At 73.2% G+C, this 22,981-nt stretch carries 22 protein-coding genes; 17 read left to right on the top strand and 5 right to left on the bottom strand.

Translation table 11 applies throughout. The annotated features are described in order from the left end of the window. From IEY98_RS25325 to IEY98_RS25310, 4 genes are all read left to right on the top strand, one after another. On the top strand, positions 1-1,905 hold the full coding sequence (locus IEY98_RS25325; protein WP_189213134.1) for an ATP-binding protein: 1,905 nt from the start codon (positions 1-3) through the stop codon (positions 1,903-1,905). Next, entirely contained in the window at positions 1,902-3,053 is a 1,152-nt protein-coding gene (locus tag IEY98_RS25320) for an acyl-CoA dehydrogenase family protein (RefSeq protein ID WP_189213133.1), read from the top strand. Before IEY98_RS25325 ends, IEY98_RS25320 begins: the two co-directional genes overlap by 4 nt. 11 nt (positions 3,054-3,064) lie before the next feature. Continuing rightward, positions 3,065-3,655, top strand: coding sequence for a TetR/AcrR family transcriptional regulator (locus IEY98_RS25315; RefSeq protein WP_229787418.1), 591 nt, complete (start codon positions 3,065-3,067; stop codon positions 3,653-3,655). Between the two features lie 103 nt (positions 3,656-3,758). Next, positions 3,759-3,926, top strand: coding sequence for a hypothetical protein (locus IEY98_RS25310; RefSeq protein ID WP_189213132.1), 168 nt, complete (start codon positions 3,759-3,761; stop codon positions 3,924-3,926). Between the two features lie 149 nt (positions 3,927-4,075). Here IEY98_RS25310 and IEY98_RS25305 read toward each other — a convergent pair whose 3' ends face one another. Next, on the bottom strand, positions 4,076-4,630 hold the full coding sequence (locus IEY98_RS25305; RefSeq protein ID WP_189213131.1) for a TIGR03086 family metal-binding protein: 555 nt from the start codon (positions 4,628-4,630) through the stop codon (positions 4,076-4,078). Between the two features lie 140 nt (positions 4,631-4,770). Between IEY98_RS25305 and IEY98_RS25300 the strand changes: the two genes are divergently transcribed. Beyond that, positions 4,771-5,196 carry a nuclear transport factor 2 family protein gene (locus IEY98_RS25300; RefSeq protein ID WP_189213130.1) on the top strand — a complete coding sequence of 142 codons (426 nt, stop codon included), beginning with the start codon at positions 4,771-4,773 and terminating at the stop codon, positions 5,194-5,196. Positions 5,197-5,221: 25 nt separating this feature from the next. Here the strand turns inward: IEY98_RS25300 and IEY98_RS25295 are convergent, their stop codons facing one another. Then, positions 5,222-6,403 (bottom strand): TetR/AcrR family transcriptional regulator, encoded by a 1,182-nt coding sequence (locus tag IEY98_RS25295; protein ID WP_308425927.1) that lies wholly within the window; start codon positions 6,401-6,403, stop codon positions 5,222-5,224. A 127-nt stretch (positions 6,404-6,530) separates the two neighbouring features. On the opposite strand from IEY98_RS25295, the gene IEY98_RS25290 reads away from it, so the two are divergent. The 3 genes from IEY98_RS25290 (at position 6,531) to IEY98_RS25280 (ending at position 10,557) form a co-directional block, all read left to right on the top strand. Then, the gene (locus IEY98_RS25290; protein ID WP_189213129.1) at positions 6,531-7,745 is read left to right on the top strand and encodes an acetyl-CoA C-acetyltransferase; all 1,215 of its coding nucleotides are present in this window, start codon (positions 6,531-6,533) and stop codon (positions 7,743-7,745) included. Positions 7,746-7,756: 11 nt separating this feature from the next. After that, entirely contained in the window at positions 7,757-9,919 is a 2,163-nt protein-coding gene (locus tag IEY98_RS25285; protein WP_189213128.1) for a 3-hydroxyacyl-CoA dehydrogenase NAD-binding domain-containing protein, read from the top strand. Positions 9,920-10,017: 98 nt separating this feature from the next. After that, entirely contained in the window at positions 10,018-10,557 is a 540-nt protein-coding gene (locus IEY98_RS25280; protein WP_189213127.1) for a TlpA disulfide reductase family protein, read from the top strand. Positions 10,558-10,591: 34 nt separating this feature from the next. Here IEY98_RS25280 and IEY98_RS25275 read toward each other — a convergent pair whose 3' ends face one another. Further along, positions 10,592-10,933: a hypothetical protein gene (locus tag IEY98_RS25275; protein WP_189213126.1), complete on the bottom strand. Its 342-nt coding sequence runs from the start codon at positions 10,931-10,933 to the stop codon at positions 10,592-10,594. A gap of 164 nt (positions 10,934-11,097) precedes the next feature. On the opposite strand from IEY98_RS25275, the gene uraD reads away from it, so the two are divergent. From uraD to IEY98_RS25245, 6 genes are all read left to right on the top strand, one after another. Then, positions 11,098-11,598, top strand: a complete 501-nt coding sequence (uraD, locus tag IEY98_RS25270) for a 2-oxo-4-hydroxy-4-carboxy-5-ureidoimidazoline decarboxylase (RefSeq protein ID WP_189213125.1) — start codon at positions 11,098-11,100, stop codon at positions 11,596-11,598. Beyond that, entirely contained in the window at positions 11,595-11,909 is a 315-nt protein-coding gene (gene uraH / locus IEY98_RS25265; RefSeq protein ID WP_373292455.1) for a hydroxyisourate hydrolase, read from the top strand. The genes uraD and uraH overlap by 4 nt, the downstream gene beginning before the upstream one ends. A 64-nt stretch (positions 11,910-11,973) precedes the next feature. After that, complete coding sequence (gene pucL, locus IEY98_RS25260; protein WP_189213123.1) at positions 11,974-12,816, top strand: factor-independent urate hydroxylase; 843 nt, start codon at positions 11,974-11,976, stop codon at positions 12,814-12,816. Between the two features lie 10 nt (positions 12,817-12,826). Further along, a complete protein-coding gene (locus tag IEY98_RS25255) occupies positions 12,827-13,681 on the top strand; it encodes an FAD binding domain-containing protein (protein ID WP_189213122.1) in 855 nt (284 codons plus the stop codon). Continuing rightward, a complete protein-coding gene (locus IEY98_RS25250; RefSeq protein WP_189213121.1) occupies positions 13,672-14,142 on the top strand; it encodes a (2Fe-2S)-binding protein in 471 nt (156 codons plus the stop codon). The genes IEY98_RS25255 and IEY98_RS25250 overlap by 10 nt, the downstream gene beginning before the upstream one ends. After that, positions 14,133-15,491: an 8-oxoguanine deaminase gene (locus tag IEY98_RS25245; RefSeq protein ID WP_189213120.1), complete on the top strand. Its 1,359-nt coding sequence runs from the start codon at positions 14,133-14,135 to the stop codon at positions 15,489-15,491. The genes IEY98_RS25250 and IEY98_RS25245 overlap by 10 nt, the downstream gene beginning before the upstream one ends. Before the next feature lie 8 nt (positions 15,492-15,499). Here the strand turns inward: IEY98_RS25245 and IEY98_RS25240 are convergent, their stop codons facing one another. Continuing rightward, complete coding sequence (locus tag IEY98_RS25240) at positions 15,500-16,345, bottom strand: DMT family protein (protein ID WP_189213119.1); 846 nt, start codon at positions 16,343-16,345, stop codon at positions 15,500-15,502. Positions 16,346-16,508: 163 nt separating this feature from the next. Between IEY98_RS25240 and pucD the strand changes: the two genes are divergently transcribed. The 3 genes from pucD (at position 16,509) to IEY98_RS25225 (ending at position 21,797) form a co-directional block, all read left to right on the top strand. After that, complete coding sequence (gene pucD / locus IEY98_RS25235; protein ID WP_189213118.1) at positions 16,509-18,815, top strand: xanthine dehydrogenase subunit D; 2,307 nt, start codon at positions 16,509-16,511, stop codon at positions 18,813-18,815. Positions 18,816-18,897: 82 nt separating this feature from the next. Beyond that, on the top strand, positions 18,898-19,704 hold the full coding sequence (locus IEY98_RS25230) for an SAM-dependent methyltransferase (RefSeq protein WP_189213117.1): 807 nt from the start codon (positions 18,898-18,900) through the stop codon (positions 19,702-19,704). Between the two features lie 101 nt (positions 19,705-19,805). Continuing rightward, positions 19,806-21,797 (top strand): EAL domain-containing protein, encoded by a 1,992-nt coding sequence (locus tag IEY98_RS25225; protein WP_189213116.1) that lies wholly within the window; start codon positions 19,806-19,808, stop codon positions 21,795-21,797. Positions 21,798-21,806: 9 nt separating this feature from the next. Here the strand turns inward: IEY98_RS25225 and IEY98_RS25220 are convergent, their stop codons facing one another. Then, positions 21,807-22,862 carry a helix-turn-helix domain-containing protein gene (locus IEY98_RS25220; protein WP_189213115.1) on the bottom strand — a complete coding sequence of 352 codons (1,056 nt, stop codon included), beginning with the start codon at positions 22,860-22,862 and terminating at the stop codon, positions 21,807-21,809. Positions 22,863-22,981: the final 119 nt, after the last annotated feature.

The raw sequence follows: 22,981 nt of genomic DNA, 5'->3' as shown, positions 1-22,981 counted from the left end.
ATGATCACTTCGGTTCTGGTGGCCAACCGGGGCGAGATCGCCCGCCGGGTCTTCCGCACCGCCCGCGAGCTGGGCCTGGGCACCGTCGCGGTGTTCTCCGACCCGGACGCCGACGCCCCGCACGTCGCCGAGGCCGACACGGCCGTGCGGCTGCCCGGCGCCGCGCCGTCGGACACCTACCTGCGCGCGGACCTGCTGGTCAGGGCCGCCGTCGACGCCGGGGCCGACGCCGTCCACCCCGGGTACGGGTTCCTGTCGGAGAACGCCGCCTTCGCCCGCGCGGTGACCGAGGCCGGGCTGACCTGGGTCGGCCCGCCCGCCGCCGCGATCGAGGCGATGGGCTCCAAGATCGAGGCCAAGCGGATCATGGCCGACGCCGGGGTCCCGGTCCTGGCCGAACTCGCCGAGGTCACCGAGGCCGACCTGCCGGTGCTGGTCAAGGCGTCGGCGGGCGGCGGCGGCCGGGGCATGCGGATCGTCCGGACGCTGGCGGAGCTGCCCGGCGCGATCGAGGCGGCGCGCTCGGAGGCGGGCTCGGCCTTCGGCGACCCGACGGTGTTCTGCGAGCCCTACATCGAGCGCGGCAGGCACATCGAGGTGCAGGTCCTCGCCGACGCGCACGGCACGGTGTGGGCGGTGGGCGAGCGCGAGTGCTCGATCCAGCGCAGGCACCAGAAGGTGATCGAGGAGGCGCCGTCGCCGCTGGTGTCGGACGAGATGCGCGCGGGCCTGTTCGACGCAGCGCGCAAGGCCGCCAAGGCGATCGATTACACCGGCGCGGGCACCGTGGAGTTCCTGGCCGACGAGACGGGCCGGTTCTTCTTCCTGGAGATGAACACCCGGCTGCAGGTCGAGCACCCGGTGACCGAGGCCGTCACCGGCCTTGACCTTGTGCGCTGGCAGTTGGCCATCGCCGAGGGCGCGGCGCTGCCCGCCGATCCGCCGCCGACCACCGGGCACGCCATCGAGGTCCGCCTGTACGCCGAGGACCCCGCGGCGGACTGGCGCCCGCAAAGCGGCACGCTGCACGACTTCGCCGTCCCGCCCGGCGTCCGGGTGGACTCCGGGGTGGAGCCGGGCTCGGTGGTGAGCGTCCACTACGACCCGATGCTCGCCAAGGTCATCGCGTGGGCCCCGGACCGCACCAGCGCGGCCCGGACGCTGGCCGGTGCGCTGGTCAAGACTCGGGTGCACGGCGTGACCACCAACCGGGACCTGCTGGTCACCGTGCTCCGGCACCCGGCGTTCCTGGCGGGGGAGACCGACACGGCGTTCTTCGACCGGCACGGCCTGTCCGCGCTGGCCGCGCCGCTGCTGGACAAGGAGGACGTCGAGCTGTGCGCGCTGGCCGCGGCGCTGGCCGACGCCGAGGCCAACCGCGCGAGCGCGCGCGTGCTGGGCCGCATCCCCGGCGGCTGGCGCAACGTGGTGTCGCAGCCGCAGGTCAAGCGGTTCACCTCGGCGCACGGCGAGCACGAGGCGCGCTACACCCTGGGCGTGCCCGACGGCCCGGCCACGCTCGTGTCGGCGTCGCCGGGGCTGGTGGTGCTGGAGGTCAACGGGGTGCGGCGCAGGTTCGCGGTGGCCCGGCACGGTAATGTGTCCTACGTGGACACCGATGGCGGGTCGGTGGCGCTGACGCACGTCAGCCCGTTCACCGATCCGGCCGACCAGGTGGCCGCGGGCTCGCTGCTCGCGCCGATGCCGGGGACCGTGGTGCGGGTGGCCGTCGCGGCGGGCGAGCGGGTCAGCGCGGGGCAGCCGCTGCTGTGGCTGGAGGCGATGAAGATGGAGCACCGGATCGACGCGCCCGCCGACGGCGTGGTGACCGAACTGGGCGTGGGCGCCGGAGACCAGGTCGACGTCGGCCGGGTGCTGGCCGTGGTGAGCGAGGAGGAAGCGTGACCTTCACCGAGAGCGCGGAACGGCAGGCGCTGCGCAAGGCCGTCGCCGAGCTGGGACACAAGTACGGGCACACCTACACCGTCGAGAAGGCCCGCTCCGGCGGGCACACCACGGAGCTGTGGGAGGAGGCGGGCCGCCTGGGCTACCTCGGGGTGAACGTGCCCGAGGAGTACGGCGGCGGGGGCGGCGGCATCGGCGACCTCGCCGCGGTGTGCGAGGAGCTGGGCGCGGCGGGCGCGGGCCTGCTGCAGATGGTGGTCTCGCCCGCGATCTGCGCGACCATCATCACCCGGTATGGGACGGACGAGCAGAAGCGGCGTTATCTGCCGCGCTTCGCCGACGGCTCGCTGCGGATGGCGTTCGCGATCACCGAGCCGGACGCGGGCTCGAACTCCCACAGGATCACCACGACGGCGAAGCGGACCGCCGACGGCTGGGTGCTGACCGGCCGCAAGGTCTACATCTCCTGCGTGGACGAGTCGGAGTCCGTGCTGGTCGTCGGGCGGACCGAGGACGCCAAGACGGGCAAGCTCAAGCCCGCGCTGTTCGTCGTGCCGACGGACGCGTTCACCTACCAGCCCATCCCGATGGACATCATCTCCCCGGACCGGCAGTTCAGCCTGTTCTTCGACGAGGTGGCGCTGCCGCACGACGCGCTCATCGGGTCCGAGGACGCGGCGCTGATGCAGCTGTTCGCGGGCCTGAACCCCGAGCGCATCATGGCGGCGTCCTTCGCCATCGGCATGGGGCGGTTCGCGCTGGACAAGGCGGTCGACTACGCGAAGACGCGCACGGTGTGGAAGGAGCCGATCGGCGCCCACCAGGCCGTCGCGCACCCGCTCGCCCAGGCCAAGATCGAGCTGGAGCTGGCCAAACTGATGACCCAGAAGGCCGCGGCGCTCTACGACGCAGGCGACGACATGGCCGCGGGCGAGGCCGCCAACATGGCCAAGTACGCCGCGGGCGAGGCCGTCGTGCGGGCCGTGGACGCTGCCGTGCAGACCCACGGCGGCAACGGCCTGGCCAGCGAGTACGGTCTCGGTGCGCTCGTCGCGGCGTCCCGGCTGACCAGGATCGCCCCGGTGAGCCGGGAGATGGTGCTGAACTTCGTGGCGCAGTTCTCGCTGGGACTGCCCAAGTCGTACTGAGGGGGAGACAGGTGGGCGAGCCGCGCCAGGACCGCAGCCGGGCCACCCGGCGGCGGCTGCTGGACGCGGCCGTCGACTGCCTGGCCGAGGTCGGCTGGACGGGCAGCACGGTGTCCGTCGTCGCCGAACGCGCGGGCGTGTCCCGGGGCGCGGCCCAACACCACTTCCCGACCCGCGAGGACCTGTTCACCGCCGCGATCGAGCACGTCACCGACGAACGCCTCGCCGCGATGCGCGCGGAACTGCCGTCGCTGCCGCCGGGCCTGGCCCGTACCGAGCACGTGGTGCAGACCATCGGCGAGATGTACGCGGGAAAGCTGTTCCGCGCCGCGCTGCAACTGTGGGTCGCGGCGGCCTCCGACGAGCCCCTGCGCGCCAAGGTGGTCCCCCTGGAGGCCCACGTCGGCCGCGAGGCCCACCGCCTCACCGTCGAGGCCCTGGGCGCCGACGAGTCCCGCCCCGGCGTCCGCGAGGCAGTCCAGGCCACCCTGGACCTCGCCCGCGGCTTCGGCCTGGCCAACCTCCTCACCGACGACGCCAAACGCCGCCACCGCGTGCTGACGGAGTGGGCGTCGATGCTGCACGCGACACTGGACCGCTGAAGGTCGTGGTCTCCCGGAGCGATTGCCGCTATCCCAGGGGGAGGCCGACTGGCTCCCCTGGCTCCTGGCGATCCCCGTGGTCGCCGGACTGACGGTCTTCTCGGTGAAGCTGGGGCTCGGACTGGCCGACCGGCTCCGGCCCCGACCGCCCTCCGTGGTGAACCAGGTCAGTGGAACCGTCCACGGCCCGGTCATCCAGGCGGGCGCGATCCACGGCGACATCACCATCACCGGCTGCCGGTGCGATGCAGGCCCTCCGCCCCCACCGTGACGGGCTCGGCGCTGTGACACCGTCATGCCGTTCTCGACATGACCAGGGCATGCCCACCCGTCGAATGGAAACCGCGGTCGCGCCGCTTTCCCCCGCTGTGCCCGCAGAGCACCCGGAAGCGGTGTTCGCCGGGCAGGTGTGGGCCTGCGCTAGGGCTGCCTGCCGGTCGCGGCGATGAGGCGATCCTGGGGGTCCGCGTCCACCGGGGTCGGGACCGGGTGGTCGAGGATGGCGCCGTACCAGACCGGGAAGTAGGGGCTGAGCTCGTCGGTCACCGTCATCACCAGGTCGGGGTTCAGGTGCTCGTCCAAACCCGCGCCGCGGGCGAGGTCCCAGGCGTGGATGGTGAGGTCGAAGATCATCTGCCACGCGTACTCGTCGGCGTTGATCGGGCCGCCGCTGGTGTGGACCTGGCCGACGAGGGCGCCGCGCTGGTGGAAGGCGTCGATGGAGCCGGTCGCGGCCTTGACCCAGGTGTCGACCGGGTCGGGGCCCAGGACGTCGCCGTCGAAGCGGTCGCCGACCTCGGCGATGGTGGCGCCGCGCAGCAGGTAGGGGGCCCAGAGGTGTTCCCTGGTGACGTGGTTGACCAGGTCGCGCACAGTCCACTCGGTACAGGGGGTGGGCGCGTCCCAGTCCCGGACCAGGCGCACCCGCCGGTCGAACTCGGCGATACCGGCGTCGAACGCGGCGAGCTGCTGCATGGCCATTACTGAAACACCGGCAGGCCCGCTCGGCCACTCGGCATGACGGAATCACGTCCGCCTCGGAGATGAGCGCGGCCGAGCCGGTGCGCGATCCTCACTGCGGCACTGGAGGCGCACGAACCGAGGGGGATACGCGGATGACCACCGCCGTGCAGAGCATCGAGCAGTTCGCCGATGCCTACCTGTCCGCGCTGGAGAGCAGGGACCTCGACGGCGTCCTGGCGCTGTTCGCCGAGGACGGGCAGGTGCACTCCCCGCTGTACGGCCCGCGGCCCGCCGAGCAGTTCTACACCCAGCTGTTCGAGGACAGCTACTCGTCGTCGCTGACGCTGATCGGCACCATGAGCGGCAGCGCCGCCGACGGCGACCCGCTCGTCTCGCTGTGGTTCTACTACGACTGGACCCTCGTCGACGGCACCTCCGCCCCCTTCGACGTGGTCGACGTCTTCCAGTTCGACGAGGAGGGCAAGGCCAAGCGCCTCTACATCGTGTACGACACCGTCGAGGTCCGCGCCGCCTTCGAGGCCAGCACCGGCGGCGAGTCCTACCGCGCGGGCAGCTAGGCCGCAGGCAGGCCAGTCGGGCGGGCTAGGCCTGGGAGTCCAGCAGGCCCACGGCCAGCGCGGTCAGTTCGGTGGCCAGCCGGGGGCGGTCGTTGACCCCTCGGGTGCGGGGCAGGTCGTTGACCACCGTCAGCGCCGCCTGCACGACCACCCGGGCCTCCGCGTCGCTGAGCGACGGCGACACCTCGCGCAGCAGCCGCACCCACTCCGCGACGTAGGCCCGCTGGAGCCGCCGCATCTCCTTGGCGTCGCGCTCGGGCAGGTTGCCGATCTCGTTGGCGTACACCGCGATCAGGTCGTCCGACCGCAGCACGGTGTCCACATAGGAGCGCGCCAGGCGGTGCAGGGCGTCGCGCGGCGACGTCGCCTCGGACAGGGAGTCGTTCAGGCCGAGGGTGAGGCGGTCGGCCATCCGGCGGCTGGCCGCCAGCAGGATGTCGGACTTGCCCGCGAAGTGCCGGTAGATGCTGGGCCCGGCGATCCCGGCCGCCGCGCCGATGTCCTCCATGCTGACCGCGTGGAAGCCGTGGTCGCGGAACAGCCGGGTCGCCGCGGTCAGCAGCTCCTCCCGGCGGCTGGCGGCCACCGCTGGCCGCGGCCGGACCGCGGTGGTCTCCGTCGACGGCACCACCGGGCTGCGCACGGCCGTCTCGGCAAGGTCGGCCAGCAGGTCGACGAAGCGCTCGCGCGCGGGCGCGGCGTGGTGATCCCCGACACTGCCGAACACGCTCAGCGCCGCGAAGCAGAGCAGCAGCGCGTCCCGGTCGCCCAGTTCGGGGCGCAGCCTGCGCAGGCCTGCCTGCCAGCCGCCGAGCAGCACGCCGGTGCGCCGGATGATCTCCTTCTGGTCGGCCTGGTGCAGGTGGCGCCCCTGCCAGCGCCAGAGCGCGGTGAGGTCGCGCTGGTCGATGGAGATCTCCGCGGCGGCGCGGAGCAGCGGCCGCAGCCCCGACTCCGGGTCGCCGAACCCGTCCAGGACCCCGTTGAGCCGGGCGGCCAGGGCGTCGACGCCGGTCAGCAGGACGTGCCCCAGCACGGCCTGCTTGTTCTGGAAGTGCCGGTACATGCCGGGCCCGGTGATGCCCACGGCCGCGGCGATGTCGTTCACGCCGACGGCGTGGTAGCCGTGCCTGCGGAACAGGTCGGCGGCGGCGGTGGCCAGCTGGGCCTTGCGGTCGCGGGGTCTGCGGACCGGGCTGGTCGTCACCTGCACCTCCGACGCGTGAGAACCGTCTAACACCGTACGGCCGACCCTGACCCGTTGACAACCAGCGCATCCGCGAGAGAAAGTTAATCGTCATTAGCGAAGCCTCCGAGGAGAGGACCGGTCGGGCGTGAGCACCGAAGCCTTCATCTACGAGGCGATCCGCACGCCGCGCGGGCGCGGCAAGAAGAACGGGTCGCTGCACGGCGTCAAGCCGATCAGCCTGGTCACCGGGCTGATCGACGAACTCAGGTCCCGCCACCCCGAGCTGGACCCGGCCACCATCGACGACATCGTGCTGGGCGTCGTCTCCCCGGTCGGCGACCAGGGCGCGGTCATCTCCCGCACGGCCGCCATCGCCGCGGGCCTGCCGGACACGGTCGCGGGCGTGCAGCTCAACCGGTTCTGCGCCTCGGGCCTCGAAGCGGTCAACACCGCGGCCGAGAAGGTCCGCGCGGGCTGGAACCGGCTGGTCATCGCCGGTGGCGTGGAGTCCATGTCCCGGGTGCCGATGGGCTCCGACGGCGGCGCGTGGTTCCTCGACCCGGAGACCAACTACGACTCCTACTTCGTCCCGCAGGGCATCAGCGCCGACCTGATCGCCACCATCGAGGGCTTCTCCCGCGAGGACGTCGACGCCTACGCCGTCGAGTCGCAGAACCGCGCGGCCCGGGCCTGGGAGGGCGGCTACTTCGCCAAGTCCGTGGTCCCGGTGCGCGACCGCAACGGCGTGACCCTGCTCGACCACGACGAGCACATGCGCCCCGGCTCCACCGTGGAGAGCCTGGGCAAGCTGCAGCCGTCGTTCGCGGGGATCGGCGAGATGGGCGGCTTCGACGCCGTCGCGCTGCAGAAGTACCACTGGGTCGAGAAGATCGACCACGTCCACACGGCCGCGAACTCCTCCGGCATCGTCGACGGCGCCGCGCTGGTGCTCATCGGCACCGAGGAGGCGGGCAAGGCCGCGGGCCTGGCCCCGCGCGGGCGCATCGTCTCCGCGGCGGTGACCGGCGCCGAGCCCACCATCATGCTGACGGGCCCGACCCCGGCCGCGCAGAAGGCGCTGCGGCTGGCCGGGCTCACCGCGGACGACATCGACCTGTGGGAGCTCAACGAGGCGTTCGCCGCGGTGGTCCTGAAGTTCATGAAGGACCTCGACATCCCGCACGAGAAGATCAACGTCAACGGCGGGGCCATCGCCATGGGCCACCCGCTCGGCGCGACCGGCGCGATGATCCTGGGCACCGTGCTCGACGAGCTGGAGCGCCGCGGCGAGCGCCGCGCCCTGGTGACCCTGTGCATCGGCGGCGGCATGGGCGTCGCGACCATCATCGAGCGAGTCTGAGGCCAGGAGAGATGACCGAGAACATGTTCCGCTGGGACGTCGACGCCGACGGCATCGTCACGCTCACGATGGACGACCCCGGCCAGTCCGCGAACACCATGAACGACACCTTCCGCACCTCGCTCACCGCCACGGTCGAGCGCCTGGAGGCGGAGAAGGACTCGATCACCGGCGTGGTGGTCACCTCGGCCAAGAAGACGTTCTTCGCAGGCGGCGACCTCAAGCAGATGAGCAAGGCGGGCCGCGCCGACGCCGCCGAGATCACCGCGCGGGTCGACGCGATGAAGGCCGACTTCCGGCGGCTGGAGCAGCTGGGCAGGCCGGTCGTGGCCGCGATCAACGGCGCCGCGCTCGGCGGCGGCTACGAGATCGCCCTGGCCTGCCACCACCGGGTCGCCCTCGACGTGAAGGGCAGCGAGATCGGCCTGCCCGAGGTCACCCTGGGCCTGCTGCCCGGCGGCGGCGGCGTCTCCCGCACAGTGCGGCTGCTGGGCATCCAGTCCGCGCTGCTCAACGTCCTGCTTCAGGGCCAGCGGCACAAGCCCGCCAAGGCCAAGGAGCTGGGCCTGGTCGACGAGCTCGTCGACACCCCGGAGGCGATGATCGACGCGGCCAAGGCGTGGATCAAGGCCAACCCGGAGGCGGCGCAGCCCTGGGACGTCAAGGGCTTCAAGATCCCCGGCGGCACCCCGTCGAACCCGTCGTTCGCCGCGAACCTCCCGGCGTTCCCGGCGAACCTGCGCAAGCAGCTCAAGGGCGCGCCGATGCCCGCCCCGCGCAACATCCTCGCCGCGGCCATCGAGGGCGCGCAGGTCGACATCGACACCGCGACGAAGATCGAGACGCAGTACTTCGTGGACCTGGTCACCGGCCAGGTGTCGAAGAACATGACCAAGGCGTTCTTCTTCGACCTGCAGGCCATCAACAAGGGGCTGTCGCGCCCGGACGGCGTGCCGCAGTACCAGGCCAAGCGGGTCGCGGTGCTCGGCGCGGGCATGATGGGCGCGGGCATCGCCTACGTCAGCGCCCGCAACGGCATCGAGGTCGTCCTCAAGGACGTGTCGGTCGACGCCGCCGAGAAGGGCAAGGCGTACTCGGCGAAGATCCTGGACAAGGCCGTGTCCCGGGGCAAGCTCACCCGGGAGAAGGCCGACGAGGTGCTGGCCCGCATCACCCCGACCGACAAGGCCGAGGACGTCGCGGGCGTCGACCTGGTCGTCGAGGCCGTGTTCGAGTCACCCGAGCTGAAGAAGAAGGTCTTCGGCGAGATCGAGGCCCTGGTCGCCCCGGACGCGCTGCTCGGCTCCAACACCTCGACCCTGCCGATCACCGACCTCGCCGAGGGCGTGCGGCGCCGCGAGGACTTCATCGGTCTGCACTTCTTCTCCCCGGTCGACAAGATGCCGCTGCTGGAGATCGTCGTCGGGCAGCAGACCAGCGACGTCGCCCTGGCCAAGGCGTTCGACTACGCGCTGCAGATCAAGAAGACCCCGATCGTGGTCAACGACAGCCGGGGGTTCTTCACCAGCCGGGTCATCGGCACGTTCCTCAACGAGGCCGTCGCCCTGCTGGCCGAGGGCGTCCCGGCGGCGTCGGTGGAGCAGGCGGGCACCCAGGCCGGGTACCCGGCCCCGCCGCTGCAGCTGCTCGACGAGCTGACCCTGACCCTGCCGCGCAAGATCCGGCAGGAGACCCGGGCGGCCATCGAGGCGGCGGGCCTGGAGTGGCCGGAGCACCCGGCCGAGGCCGTCATCGACCGGATGATCGACGAGTTCGACCGTAAGGGCCGCTCCTCCGGCGCGGGCTTCTACGAGTACGACGACGAGGGCAAGCGCACCGGCCTGTGGCCCGGCCTGGCCGACGCGTTCCCCGCTGCCGAGGGCGTCCCGTTCGCGGACATGCAGGAGCGGATGCTGTTCGCCGAGGCGCTGGAAACCGTCAAGTGCTTCGACGAGGGCGTCCTGCGCACCGTGGCCGACGCCAACATCGGCTCCATCTTCGGCATCGGCTTCCCGCCGTGGACCGGCGGCGTCATCCAGTACATCGAGGGGTACGAGGGCGGCATCGCAGGCTTCGTCGCCCGGGCGAACGAGCTGGCCGACCGCTACGGCGACCGGTTCCGCCCGCCCGCCTCCCTGGTCGAGAAGGCCGAGAAGGGCGAGCACTTCAAGTAAGGCGTGCGACCAGGCGCGATCCCCTCGGGGCTCGCGCCTGGTCCGTTCCCGCGCGCACTACCCTCGCCGTTGTCCGACGTCGATGACGGGAATGGGTCGTGCGCTTCCTTGTCGGCCTGCTGGCCGTGGCCCTGCTCGGCGCGTGCTCCGCCGACCCGGCGGCCGTGCCGCCGAACGGCGCCCTGCTGCCCGTCGACCAGCGCCCGACGATCGAGGCGATCACCGGGGAGAGCCTGCTCGACCCCGACGAGGTCGTCTCCACCGCGGCGGCGGGCCCGGCCACGGTCGTCAACGTGTGGGGCGCATGGTGCGGTCCGTGCCGGTTCGAGACCCCCGAACTCGCGCGCGCGCACTCCGAGACGGCCGACGCGGGCGTGCGATTCGTCGGCATCAATGTCCGCGACCATGTGCGCGGTTATGCTGTCGATTTCGTCAAGGACAATGCGGTCGGCTATCCGTCGATCTACGACCCGCCCGGCCGCACTCTGCTGAATCTCGGGCGATATCGGAATGTCGGCGTGCCGACGACCCTGATATTGGACGGCAGGCATCGGGTGGCGGCGGTGTTCGCCGGCGCCGTGCTCGCCGACGACCTGCTCCCGAGGATCCGCGAGGTCGTGGCCGAGAGCGGCGGCTGACCGGGGCCGCCCGGAGGCGGCCCCGGCCCGCCGGTCAGGCCTGCCGCCAGTGTGTGCAGTGCGGGCCGCCCGCGTACCAGGCGCAGGCCCGGACCCACTGGCCGGTCGGCACGTGGACGTCCTCGGAGGTCATGCCCGTGGCGCCGCCCCAGGTGTTGACGACCTTCCCCAGCGGACCGTTCCAGGTGGCCCCGCCGTCGGTGGAGATGTCCGTCCAGTCGGAGTCGTTGAGATAGGACCGGAACAGGTAGGCGAAGGCGGTGTTGCCCTGCAGGATCAGCTCCACGGTCTGGTCCTGATCGGTTTCCGCCGACGCGACGCCGGACAGTGGAAGGACCATTGCTAAGGCCAGCAGCAGGCGCGAGATAATCTTCATTGCTGTTTCCCCCAGTGCGATGTGGCGATGTGCCGATGCCAGTCTAACCGGCTCCGGTTCGGCGCGATTCATCATTTCGGGTAATGTCCGGCCGGGGAAAGCGGGCGGGGTTATGGCTATTCATATCGCTGGATGCGGCCGCTCCGGTGGTGTTGACTGGCCCGATGATCGTGAAACGGGTCAACGCGGGGGACGCGATCGAGGCGCGGGCGGAGTTATTGGCCTGCTGCGCCTCCCGCCGCTGGGCGGCACGGGTGGTGGCGGGCAGGCCGTACGCCGATCTCGACGCGCTGCGGGCGATGTCGGCGCAGGTCTTCGAGGAGTTGGCGTGGGCCGACCTGCTCGAGGCCGTGAGCGCGCACCCGAGGGTCGGGGAGCGGCCGACGGGACCCGAGGCGGGGTGGTCGCGGCAGGAGCAGGCGGCCGCGGCCAGCGCGGACGACGACGTCCTGGCGCGGCTGCGGGCGGGCAACGCCGAGTACGAGCGGCGGTTCGGGCACGTGTTCCTGATCTGCGCGACCGGGCTGTCGGCCGCGGAGGTGCTGGCCGCGCTGCGCGAGCGGATGGGCAACGACGTCGACGTCGAGCAGGAGGTAGTGCGGGCGGAGTTGCGCAAGATCGCCGACTTGCGGCTGGTGAAGGCGGCGGGAGGATGTCCCGGGTGAGCCTTTCCACGCACGTCCTCGACACCGCGCGCGGGGCGCCCGCGGCGGGGGTGCCGGTGCGGCACGAGTACCGCGACGACGACGGCGCCTGGGTGCTCGCCGAGGTCGGCGCCACCGACGCCGACGGCCGGATCACCGGCTGGTCCGCCGCGCCCGGGGTGCACCGGCTGACCTTCGACACCGCCGCCTACCTCGGCGCGGACGCGTTCTACCCGAGCGCGGCCGTGGAGTTCCGGGTCGCCGACGACCGGCACCACCACGTCCCGCTGCTGCTCAGCCCGTTCGGCTACACGACCTACCGGGGAAGCTGACCACTTGCGGTTGCCCCGGGGCGTAGGTTGACTTCCGGGACTGCCGCCCACCTGGGGAGGACGCGTGGAACTCGGGGACAACCGGTACGGCAAGGCCGGGATCCGCCTCGTGCGGGTGGACCGGGACGGCCCCGAGCACGCGCTCACCGACCTGACCGTCAGCACGACGCTCGCGGGCGACCTCGCCGCGACCCACCTGACCGGCGACAACGCGGGCGTGCTGCCCACGGACACGCAGAAGAACACGGTGTACGCCTTCGCCCGCGACGGCGTCGGCGAGATCGAGGACTTCGCGCTGCGGCTGGCCCGGCACTTCGTCGACAGCACGCCCACCATCAGCCGCGCCCGCGTCCACATCGAGCAGCACAACTGGGACCGGCTGGGCGCGCACTCCTTCGTCCGGGGCGCGGGCACGCGGACGGCCACGGTGTCGGCGTCGGAGGACGGGCAGTGGGTCGTCTCGGGCGTGTCGGACCTGGTCGTGCTGAACACCACCGACTCGGAGTTCCACGGCTTCCACAAGGACGAGTACACGACGCTCGCCGAGACCGACGACCGCGTCCTGGCCACCGCCGTCACCGCCCGCTGGCGGCACACCGGGCCCACCGACTGGGCCCTGTCGTTCACCGCCGCGCGGGCCGCGCTCCTGGGCGCGTTCGCGGCCACGCACAGCCTGTCGCTGCAGCAGACGCTGTACGAGATGGGGCGGAAGGTGCTGGAGACGGGGGAGACGGTCGCCGAGGTGCGGCTGTCGCTGCCCAACAAGCACCACTTCCTCGTCGACCTGGCGCCGTTCGGGTTGGACAACCCGGGCGAGGTGTTCCACGCGGCCGACCGGCCGTACGGGCTCATCGAGGGCGCGGTGGTCAAGCCCGGCGCGCCCGACCCGGGCCTGGCGTGGTGGTAGGGAGTCCACTGTGGAGTTCATGCGACCGACGACGCTCGCCGAGGCGCTGGCCATGAAGGCCGCGACGCCCGAGGCCGTGCCGATCGCGGGCGGCACCGACGTCATGGTGGAGATCAACTTCGACAAGCGGCGGCCTGGCGCGCTGCTGGACCTGTCCTCGGTCGCCGAGCTGTCGGCCTGGGACCTCCGCGACGACGGCACCCGGATCGGGGCGGCCCTGCCCTACGCCAGGGTGATCGCCGAGGTGGGGGAGCGGGCCCCGGGGCTCGCCGCGGCGGCGCGGACGGTCGGCTCGCCGCAGATCCGCAACCGCGGCTCCGTCGGCGGCAATCTCGGCTCGGCATCGCCCGCTGGCGACGCGCACCCGCCGCTGCTCGCCGACGGCTCGACCGTGGAGATCGCCTCCGTGCGCGGCACGCGGACCGTCCCGGCGCGCGAGTTCTTCACCGGGCCCAAGAAGTCCGTGCTGGAGCCGGACGAGCTGGTCACCGCGGTGCTGGTGCCCGCGCCGCGGGGGCCGCAGCAGTTCGCCAAGGTCGGCACCCGCAACGCCATGGTCATCGCCGTGTGCTCGTTCGCCGTCGCGCTCGACACCGAGGCGCTGACCGTCGGCACCGGCATCGGCTCGGCGGGCCCGACGCCGCTGCGCGCCGTGGAGGCCGAGCGGTTCGCTGCCGGGCTGGACTGGGACGCCGACCTGCCGGAGAGCGCGGCCCGCCGCTTCGGCGACCTCGTCGCCCAGGCCGCCCGGCCCATCGACGACGTGCGCGGGACCGCCGCCTACCGGCGGCACGCGCTGGGGGTGTTGGCCCGCCGGACCCTGACCTGGGCCTGGGCGGAGTACCGGAGGTCGGGATGCGCGTGAGGGTCGAGGTCAACGGCGAGCAGCGGGTCGCCGACGACGTGTGGGAGGGCGAGAGCCTGCTCTACGTCCTGCGCGAGCGGCTGGGGCTGCCCGGCAGCAAGAACGCCTGCGAGCAGGGGGAATGCGGCTCCTGCACGGTGTACCTGGACGACGTGGCGGTCTGCGCGTGCCTGGTCGCCGCAGGCCAGGCCGAGGGGCGGCGGGTCCGCACCATCGAGGGCGACGGGCTGGAGGAGGTCCAGCAGGCGTTCCTGGAGACCGGGGCCGTGCAGTGCGGCTTCTGCACGCCCGGCCTGATCGTCGCCGCGCACGACCTGCTGCGGCGCGACCCGGCGCCCGCCGACCCCGACATCCGCGAGGCGCTGGCGGGCAACCTGTGCCGCTGCACGGGCTACGAGAAGATCATGGACGCGGTGCGCCTCGCCGCGTCCCGCGCGAAGGGCCGGGCGGCGTGCGACTGATCATCGACGGCGCGGCCGTGGCCACGGTCGACGCCGCGGACACCGAGCACCGCGCGGGCCACGTGGTGGTCGAGGACGGCCGGATCGCGCTCGTCGGCGCTGGCCCGGCCCCCGACCTGCCCGCCGACCGGCGCATCGACGCCAGCGGCCGCCTGCTCACCCCGGGCCTGGTGAACACCCACCACCACCTGTACCAGTGGGCGACGCGCGGGCTGGCCCAGCAGGCGGACCTGTTCACCTGGCTGGTGACGCTGTACCCGGTGTGGGCGGGCCTGGACGAGGACATCACCCGCGCCGCCGCCCGCGCGGGCCTGGCCCGGCTGGCCCGCACCGGCTGCACGACGGCCGCCGACCACCACTACATCCACCCCGACGGCGGCGACCTGCTCGGCGCGGTCGTCGACGCGGCTGGCGAGATCGGCCTGCGCCTGCACGCCGTGCGCGGCTCGATGGACCGGGGGCTGTCCGACGGCGGCCTGCCCCCGGACTCCCTGGTCGAGACCCTGGACGGCGCGCTGGCGGGCACGCAGGCGGCCATCGAGCGCTACCACGACCCCGCGCCCGACGCGGCCGTGCGGGTGGCCGTCGGCCCGTGCTCGCCGTTCTCCGTCAGCGCCGAGCTGATGACCGGCTGCGCCGAGCTGGCCCGGTCGTCGGGCGTGCGGCTGCACACCCACCTCGCCGAGACGCTGGACGAGGAGCGGCAGTGCCTGGCCGAGTACGGCTGCACGCCCGTCGAGTACGCCGAGCGCACCGGCTGGACGGGCCCGGACGTCTGGCTCGCCCACGCCATCCACCTCGCCGACGACGCCGTCGCCACGCTGGGCCGCACCCGCACGGGCGTCGCCCACTGCCCGACGTCGAACGCCCGGCTGGGCGCGGGCATCGCCAGGGTCGCCGACCTGCTGGCCGCGGGCGCCCCGGTCGGCCTGGGCGCGGACGGCGCGGCCTCGAACGAGGACGGCGGCCTGGGCGTCGAGCTGCGCGCGGCGGCCTACCTGGCCCGGCTCCGCGACGGCGCGGCGGCCATGGACGCCCGCGCCGCCCTGCGCATGGCCACCATGGGCGGGGCGGCCTGCCTGGGCCGCGAGGCCGAGATCGGCTCGATCGAGCCGGGCAAGCTGGCCGACCTCGCGCTGTGGGACCTGACCGGGATCGAGCACGCGGGCATCGCCGACCCGGTCGCCGCGCTGGTGTTCGGCGCGCTGCCGCCGCTGTCGGCGCTGCTGGTGGGCGGTCACCCGGTGGTGGAGGACGATCGGCTGTGCAAGGCCGCGGAGGACGACATCGCCGCGGGGCTGGCGGGCGCGAGCGCCCGGCTGGCGGCCCGCGCGGGCCTCACGGGGTGATCGGGATGTCAGACGGCGGGCTGGAGTTCGGGCTGGGCCTCGCGGGCCTGGGCCAGCTTCGTCACGCCGTAGCCCGCCAGGACCGCGCAGACCACGGCCAGCACGGCCTCGACACCGGTCGTGGCGACCGTCTCGCCGAGGAAGACCACGCCGATGGCGGTGGCGGCGGCCGGGTTGACCAGGTTGGTCACCGCCAGCGGGGCGGCCAGGCCGTCGCGGTAGGAGCGCTGGGTGAACACGGTGCCCGCGACCGCGAGGGTGCCGATGGCGGCGATCGAGACCAGGATCGCCGGGTGGAGCAGCACGCCGACGCCCTCGGTCTGGAAGCCGACAACGACCTTCTGGCACAGCGCCGAGCAGACGGCGTAGGCAAGGCCGCCCGCGACCGCCTCCCACAGCGACGACGCGCCCGGCAGGGCGCCCTTGTAGCCGAGCCCGGCCAGCAGGATCACCACGGCGACGAGCAGGCCGGTCAGCTCGCTGGAGGTCAGCGTGTCCGGCGTGCCGCCGGTGGTGATGATCATCGCAAGGCCCGCCAGCCCCGCGACCGTGGACACCAGGCCGACGGTCTCCAGCCGGGTCATCATCCGGCGGGCCCTGCCCGCCGCGACGACCACGGCGAGCACCAGGGTCAGCACGCCCAGCGGCTGGATCAGCGACAGCGGGCCGAAGCCCAGGGAGACCACGTGCAGGCCCGCGCCGAGGGCGTTGAGGGCCTGGGCGACCCACCACAGCGGGACGCGGGTGAGCTCCCGGACGCTCATGTGGGCGTAGGCGGCCTGGATCAGCGCGGCGGTCGCGTAGACGATCGCGACCGCGACGCACAGCGCGATCGCGATGATCAGGTCAGGCATGGGCCCCCAGTCCGATTCACTCGAACAGAGGCTAGCCGCCCGACCGCGACGACAGGAGCGGTTTGCCCGAACCGAGTGGGGCAGAACACGCCGGAGGCCTCCCTCAACCAGCCGGTCCCCGGGCAGCGTCCGGTGGCCGCCAGCCGCACCTAAGGGGAACGGGATGCAAGCCAGCGACCGGTCCGCGCTGAACCGGACTGTTCCGGCCCGACGCGACCACCAGGGAGAAACGCGGGGTGGCGGGACGGTGGGGACTAGCCCGTTGCGGCCGGATGGCGTGCTCAAGGTGCGGGGCGAGTTCGCCTACTCGTCCGACCTGTGGGCCGACGGCATGCTCTGGGGCGCGACGGTCCGCAGTCCGCATCCGCACGCCCGGATCGTCCGGGTCGACATCACCGCCGCGCTCAAGCTCGCCGGGGTGTCCGCCGTGCTCACCCACGAGGACGTCCCCGGCCGCAACCGCTACGGCCTCGAACACGCCGACCAGCCCGTCCTCGCCGAGGACGTCGTGCGCTACCAGGGCGAGCCCATCGCCGTCGTGGCCGCCGACCACCCGGAGACCGCGCGCCGCGCCGCCGCGCTGGTCGAGGTCGCCTACGAGGTGCTGACGCCCGTCACCGACGCCGAGGCCGCCTTCACCGCGCCCGCGCTGCACGAGGGCGGCAACGTCCTGCGGCACGTGCCGATCCGGCGCGGCGACGAGTCCGCGACCGCGCCCGTCGTGGTCGTCGGCGAGTACACCGTCGGCATGCAGGACCAGGCGTTCCTCGGACCGGAGTCCGGGCTGGCCGTGCCCGCCGACGACGGCGGCGTCGACCTCTACGTGGCCACCCAGTGGCTGCACGTCGACCGCGCCCAGGTCGCCCGCTCGCTCGGGCTGCCGGAGGAGAAGGTGCGCATCACCCTCGGCGGCGTCGGCGGCGCGTTCGGCGCGCGGGAGGACCTGAGCATGCAGGTCCACGCGAGCATGCTGGCCCTGCGCACCGGCAAGCCGGTGAAGATGGTCTACGGGCGCGAGGAGTCGTTCTTCGGGCACGTCCACCGCCACCCGGCCCGGCTGCGCTACGAGCACGGCGCCACCGAGGACGGCAGGCTCGTCTACGTCCGCGCCCGCATCGTCCTCGACGGCGGCGCCTACGCCTCCAGCACGACGGCCGTGGTGGCCAACGCCGCCACCCTCGGCGTGGGCCCGTACGAGGTCCCCAACGTGCACATCGACGCCTACGGCATGTACACCAACAACCCGCCGTGCGGGGCCATGCGCGGGTTCGGCGCTGTGCAGGCGTGCTTCGCCTACGAATCCCAGATGGACAGGCTCGCCGAGCGGATCGGCGTCGACCCGGTCGAGATCCGGCTGCGCAACGCCGTCCGCGAGGGCTCCACCATGCCGACCGGCCAGGTCATCGACTCCCCGGCGCCGGTGGCCCGGCTGCTGACCATCGTGCGCGACCGGCCGATGCCGCCGCCCGCCGCCGACGACCCGCGCGAGCGGCCGGGCGGGGTCGCCAACACCACCCGGGGCGAGGGCGTCGTGCGCGGGGTCGGCTACGGCGTCGGCGTCAAGAACGTCGGGTTCTCCGAGGGGTTCGACGACTACTCCACCGCGCGCGTGCGGCTGGAGCTGATCCAGGGCGAGCCGGTCGCCACCGTGCACACCGCCGCCGCCGAGGTCGGGCAGGGGCTGGTGACCGTGCAGGCGCAGATCGCCCGGACCGAGCTGGGCGTGCGGCAGGTGACCGTCGTGCCCGCGGACACCTCGGTCGGCAGCGCGGGGTCCAGCAGCGCCTCCCGGCAGACCTATGTCACCGGGGGAGCGGTCCGGGCCGCGTGCGCCGCGGTGCGAGCCGACGTGCTCGCCTCGGTGCCCGGCGGCGCGGGCCTGCACGGCGGCAAGGTGACCACAGTGGACGGTGAGCCGCTCGCCGACCTGGCCGACGTGCTCACCGGCCCGGTCGAGCACACCGTGGAGTGGCGGCACCGGCCGACCAAGCCGCTGGACCCGGTGACCGGCCAGGGCGACGCGCACGTGCAGTACGCCTTCGCCGCGCACCGCGCCGTCGTCGACGTCGACACCGAGCTGGGGCTGGTCCGGGTCGTCGAGCTGGCGTGCGCGCAGGACGTGGGCAAGGCGCTGAACCCGCAGGCCGTCGAGGGCCAGATCCACGGCGGCAGCGCGCAGGGGCTCGGGCTCGCGGTCATGGAGGAGATCCAGGTCGTCGACGGGCAGGTGCGCAACCCCTCCTTCACCGACTACCTGATCCCCACGATCCTCGACATGCCGCCGATGGCGGTCGACATCCTCGAACTCGCCGATCCCGCCGCGCCGTACGGACTGCGCGGCGTCGGCGAGCCGCCGACGATCTCGGCGACGCCTGCGATCATCGCCGCGATCCGCGCCGCCACCGGCGTCGCCCTCACCCACGCCCCCGTCCGCCCTGATCACATCGTGACCATGAGTGATGATCAGTGATCCCAGGATGACCCGAATGGACGACAGACCGGGTCAGTAGGCTCGCGGGAAACACGGCCGAGTCCCCCGATAGAGGTGTGTGGTGAGCGAGACCGCGAGCTGGGTCCCCGAGGGTGTCAACACCGAACTCCCCAGCGCCGCGCGGGTTTACGACTACCTGCTCGGCGGCGGCCACAACTTCCCGGGCGACCGCGAGCTGGCCGAGAAGCTGCTGAAGGTCGTGCCCGCGCGGGACATGGCCCGGCTCAACCGGTCGTTCCTGCGGCGGGCCGTGCTGCACCTGGTCGAGCAGGGCATCGACCAGTTCCTCGACCTCGGCTCGGGCATCCCGACCGTGGGCAACGTGCACGAGATCGCGCAGGGCGCCAACCCGGACGCGCGCGTAGTGTACGTCGACTACGAGCCCGTCGCCGTCGCGCACAGCGAGCTGATGCTGACCGGAAACCCCAACGCGGCGGTCATCCAGGCCGACATGCGCGACCCGGAGAAGATCCTCGCCGCGCCGCGCACCCGCGACCTCATCGACCCCGCCCGGCCGATCGGGCTGCTGATGGTCGGCGTCATCCAGTTCATCCCCGACGCCGACGACCCGTGGGCGCTGGTGGGCCGTTACCGCGATCTCGTCGCTCCTGGAACACATTTGGCGATCTCGGCGTTCACGTGGGACAACGCGCCGTCGGGCATGGCGGGCGCGGTCGAGTTGTTCCGCAACAGCCAGGACCCCATCTTCCCGCGAACCCGGGGGGAGATCCTGCGCATGCTGACGGGCTTCGACCTCGTGGAGCCGGGTCTGGTCTACACACCGCAGTGGCGGCCGGAGCGGCCGGAGGACGCGGCCGACGCCGACCGGTCCAATCTCTACGCAGGCGTCGCGGTCAAGCCCGCCTGAATCGACGACAAGGGGTAGCGTTCGGCACCCGTTCGGGTGCAGAGTGATATCCCCCGTGCGCTATCCCGGATCGCGCTCCCCCGACGAGATGGACGGCCGACGTGGACCGAGCTGAGCTGCCCGCCAGATGGGCCGCCGCGCTCTCCCGGATCGGGTACGCCCCGCTGTCCCGCTCCGCTGCCGAGCGGGAACTCGCGGCCCTGCTCGACCGGCTTCCCGACCATGCCGGGGATGCGGGCGCCCGGCTGGTCCGGCTCGGCTACCGGCAGCCGGAGTGCCTGCGGGCCAGCGTCGAGCTGCTCGCCGGACTGCCCGAAGTGGACGGCCCGGTGATCGGCGCGCTGGCCGAGGCGTTCACCGCCGCCGCCCGCGACCGGCTCTTCGCCGAGCAGGAGGACCTGGTCGCCGCGGTGAGCCGGGCCAAGGACAACGTCGAGCGCAGCCTCAAGGCCAGCGAGGCCCGCTTCACCGAGCTGTTCGACACCTCCGCGCTCGGCATGGTGATCACCGACATCGGCGGCGGCGTGGTGCGCGCCAACGAGGCCATCGAGACGATGCTCGGCTACGCCCGCGGCACGCTGTTCCGCAAGCGCTTCGACTCGCTGCTGCACCCGGAGGACCGCGCGTACCTGCGCACCCGCTACGCCGAGCTGACCGCGGGCGGCTGCGAGCTGCGCGAGCGCACCCGGTTCCAGCGCGCCGACGGCGACACCGTCTGGACCAGGATGGCGGTGTCGGTCCTGCGCGACGCCGACGGCCTCGCCGACCACCACGTGACGATGGTCGAGGACATCTCCGACCTGCACCTGCTCGAACACCGCATCACCTACCAGGGCACCCACGACATGCTCACCGGACTGCCCAACCGCGCGGCGTTCACCGGCAGGCTGGAGGAGGCGCTGGGCGTCGGCGACGAGGTGGCCGTGCTGCACCTGTCGCTGGACGACTTCGCCGTGGTCAACGACGGCATCGGCAGGCACGCGGGCGACGTCCTGCTGACCACCGTCGCCGCCCGGCTGGCCGACCTCGTCGACGACGGCCTGATCGCCCGGATCGCCGACCACGAGTTCGCCGTGCTGCTGCGCTCGCCGGAGGCCGGGCCGTGCGTGGCCGCCCGGATCAACGACGCGCTGGTCGAGCCGACCTATGTGGACGGCACGGGCATCGCGGTGTCGGCGACGGTCGCCGTGGTCTCCCGCCCGCGCGCCGACACCCGCCCGGCCGACCTGCTGCGCGCCACCGACATCACCATCCGCGAGCTGCGCCAGCGCGGGCGCAGGCAGTGGGGCATGGTCGACATCGCCGAGGTGGACCGCCGCGTCGACCGCTGGAGCCTGACCGCGGCGATCCCGGGCGCGTGGGAGAACGGCGAGCTGGACGTGGACTTCGACCCGGTCGTCACGCTCGCCGACGGCGCGGTGGTGGCCGCGCGCGGCGCTCTGCGCTGGGACAACCCGACGCGCGGGCGGATCGCGGGCGCGGACTGCGCGAGCCTGCTCGCCGACACCGGCATGGGCGTCTGCGTCGGCCGCTGGCTGCTGTCGCGCTCCGCCGAGCGCGTGACGGCCATGCGCGACAAGGTGGGCGACGCGCCCCGGCTCTACGTCGAGCTGACGGCGGACTCGGCCGCCGACCCCGACCTGGTGGCCGAGGTGCGGTCCATCAGCTCCGAGACCGGGCTGCCGATCGACCGGCTGGACATCGGCCTGCCGGTCCCGTCCGCCGCCGTCCCGGACGGCCCGGCGGCGGAGAACGCCGAGGTCCTCGCCGAGCTGGGCGTGCGCGTGGTGCTGACCGACTTCGGCCGCGGCGGCGGTGATCTGGGCTGCGTCGCCGACCTGCCCGTGCACGCGGTCCGCATCAGCGACTACGCCATGCGGCGCGTGTCCGCCGAGCTGGCCGCCGGGTCCCCGTCGCTGGTCACGCACGCGGTGCGCGCGGCCGTGCCGCTGGTCCGCGCCGAGGGCGTGTCCGTGATCGTGCCGATGATCGCCGACGCGCGGGAAGCGCGCTGGTGGCGGGACGCGGGCGCGGACCTCGGGCAGGGCCCGCTGTTCGGCGAGCCGGGCGCGCTGGAGGACATCGGGGTGTGAGGCCGGGGATCACCCGAGCCAGGCCCGCAGCGCCCACCACCAGCGCACCGTCTCCGCCATCGCGGCGGCGTCATCCGGGAACCCGGTGAGCGAGCGCAGCCGGGCCAGCCGGTAGCGCACGGTGTTCGCGTGGACGTGCAGGGCCGCCGCGGTGTGGTCCAGCCGCCGTCCGTGGTCCAGATAGGACAGTGCGGTCGCGGCGAGCCCGCGGTGGAAGTCGTCGTCCTGGTCGAGCGCGGCCAGCAGGGTCGACGCCAGCAGCGCGGCCAGCGCGGGCTGGGCGGCGAACGCGGTCTGCGGGGCGATGTCGGTCAGCAGGTGCACGCCCGGGGACGGCGCCGACGCGAGCGCGGCGACGCAGAGCAGGTAGCGCGGGCGGACCTCCGACAGCGGCGCGGCGGGCGCCGCCACCACCCGGGCGTCCACGGGTCCGCGGGGAAGGCACGCGGACAGACCGGTGAGCCGCCCGTCCACGATCCCGAGGACGCCGGGGAGGTCGAGCGCGCGCACCGGGTCGGTGATGTCGGTGACCAGGCAGAAGTAGCGCGTCGAGTGGTCGAGGCCCACCTGGGCCAGAGAACCGGGCGGCACCGCGTCGCCGTGCAGGAGCAGGCTCCGCAGGACCTGGGTGCGCGCGTCCCGGGCGGTGCGGGCGAGTTCGCGCTGGTAGCCGTCGATCATGTGGCGTTCGACCGCGCTGGTGTAGCGGTCGAGCTCCAGCAGCGCCTCCAGCAGCACCGAGTCGGGCACCCCGGCCGCGCGGCCCCGGGCGATGGCGATCTCCACGATGCGCCCGCGTCCGGCCTGCACGCCGCTCAGCAGCGCGGTGATGGGGACGCCCTGCGCGGCGCGGTCGGCGCCCAGCGCGGTCGCCGCGGTGAAGTCGCCGTCGCCGGGACGGCCGAACGCGGCGAGCCCGGCGGTGAGCAGGTCGGCGACGTGCCTGCGGTTCTCGGCGGCGGGCAGCCGGGCCACCTCCGGCGAGGTGGCGCGGGCGGCGGCGACCAGCTCGTCGACGAGGCCGTCGTCGGCGGCCAGCGCGGCCAGGACCTGCGCCAGGGACACGGCGACCTCCTTGTCGCTGGGACACAACGGCCGCGGCGGCCGTTGGCGGCCGGGCTCTACCCCGGGTGCGGCGCGCTGTAGTTTCCTGCAGTCCTACTGCACGGTAACCAGTGGGAGTC

This window comes from Actinokineospora fastidiosa (assembly GCF_014648415.1).
Classification (GTDB): domain Bacteria; phylum Actinomycetota; class Actinomycetes; order Mycobacteriales; family Pseudonocardiaceae; genus Actinokineospora; species Actinokineospora fastidiosa.
This window is presented reverse-complemented; position numbering and strand designations above follow the sequence as displayed.

Bases quoted from the DNA above. Each gene is read 5' to 3' on its own strand.
- IEY98_RS25325 (WP_189213134.1), top strand. From the start codon at position 1: ATGATCACTTCGGTTCTGGTGGCCAACCGGGGCGAGATCGCCCGCCGG.
- IEY98_RS25305 (WP_189213131.1), bottom strand. From the start codon at position 4,630: ATGCAGCAGCTCGCCGCGTTCGACGCCGGTATCGCCGAGTTCGACCGG.
- IEY98_RS25300 (WP_189213130.1), top strand. From the start codon at position 4,771: ATGACCACCGCCGTGCAGAGCATCGAGCAGTTCGCCGATGCCTACCTG.
- IEY98_RS25285 (WP_189213128.1), top strand. From the start codon at position 7,757: ATGACCGAGAACATGTTCCGCTGGGACGTCGACGCCGACGGCATCGTC.
- IEY98_RS25275 (WP_189213126.1), bottom strand. From the start codon at position 10,933: ATGAAGATTATCTCGCGCCTGCTGCTGGCCTTAGCAATGGTCCTTCCA.
- uraD (WP_189213125.1), top strand. From the start codon at position 11,098: ATGATCGTGAAACGGGTCAACGCGGGGGACGCGATCGAGGCGCGGGCG.
- IEY98_RS25250 (WP_189213121.1), top strand. From the start codon at position 13,672: ATGCGCGTGAGGGTCGAGGTCAACGGCGAGCAGCGGGTCGCCGACGAC.
- IEY98_RS25240 (WP_189213119.1), bottom strand. From the start codon at position 16,345: ATGCCTGACCTGATCATCGCGATCGCGCTGTGCGTCGCGGTCGCGATC.
- pucD (WP_189213118.1), top strand. From the start codon at position 16,509: ATGCAAGCCAGCGACCGGTCCGCGCTGAACCGGACTGTTCCGGCCCGA.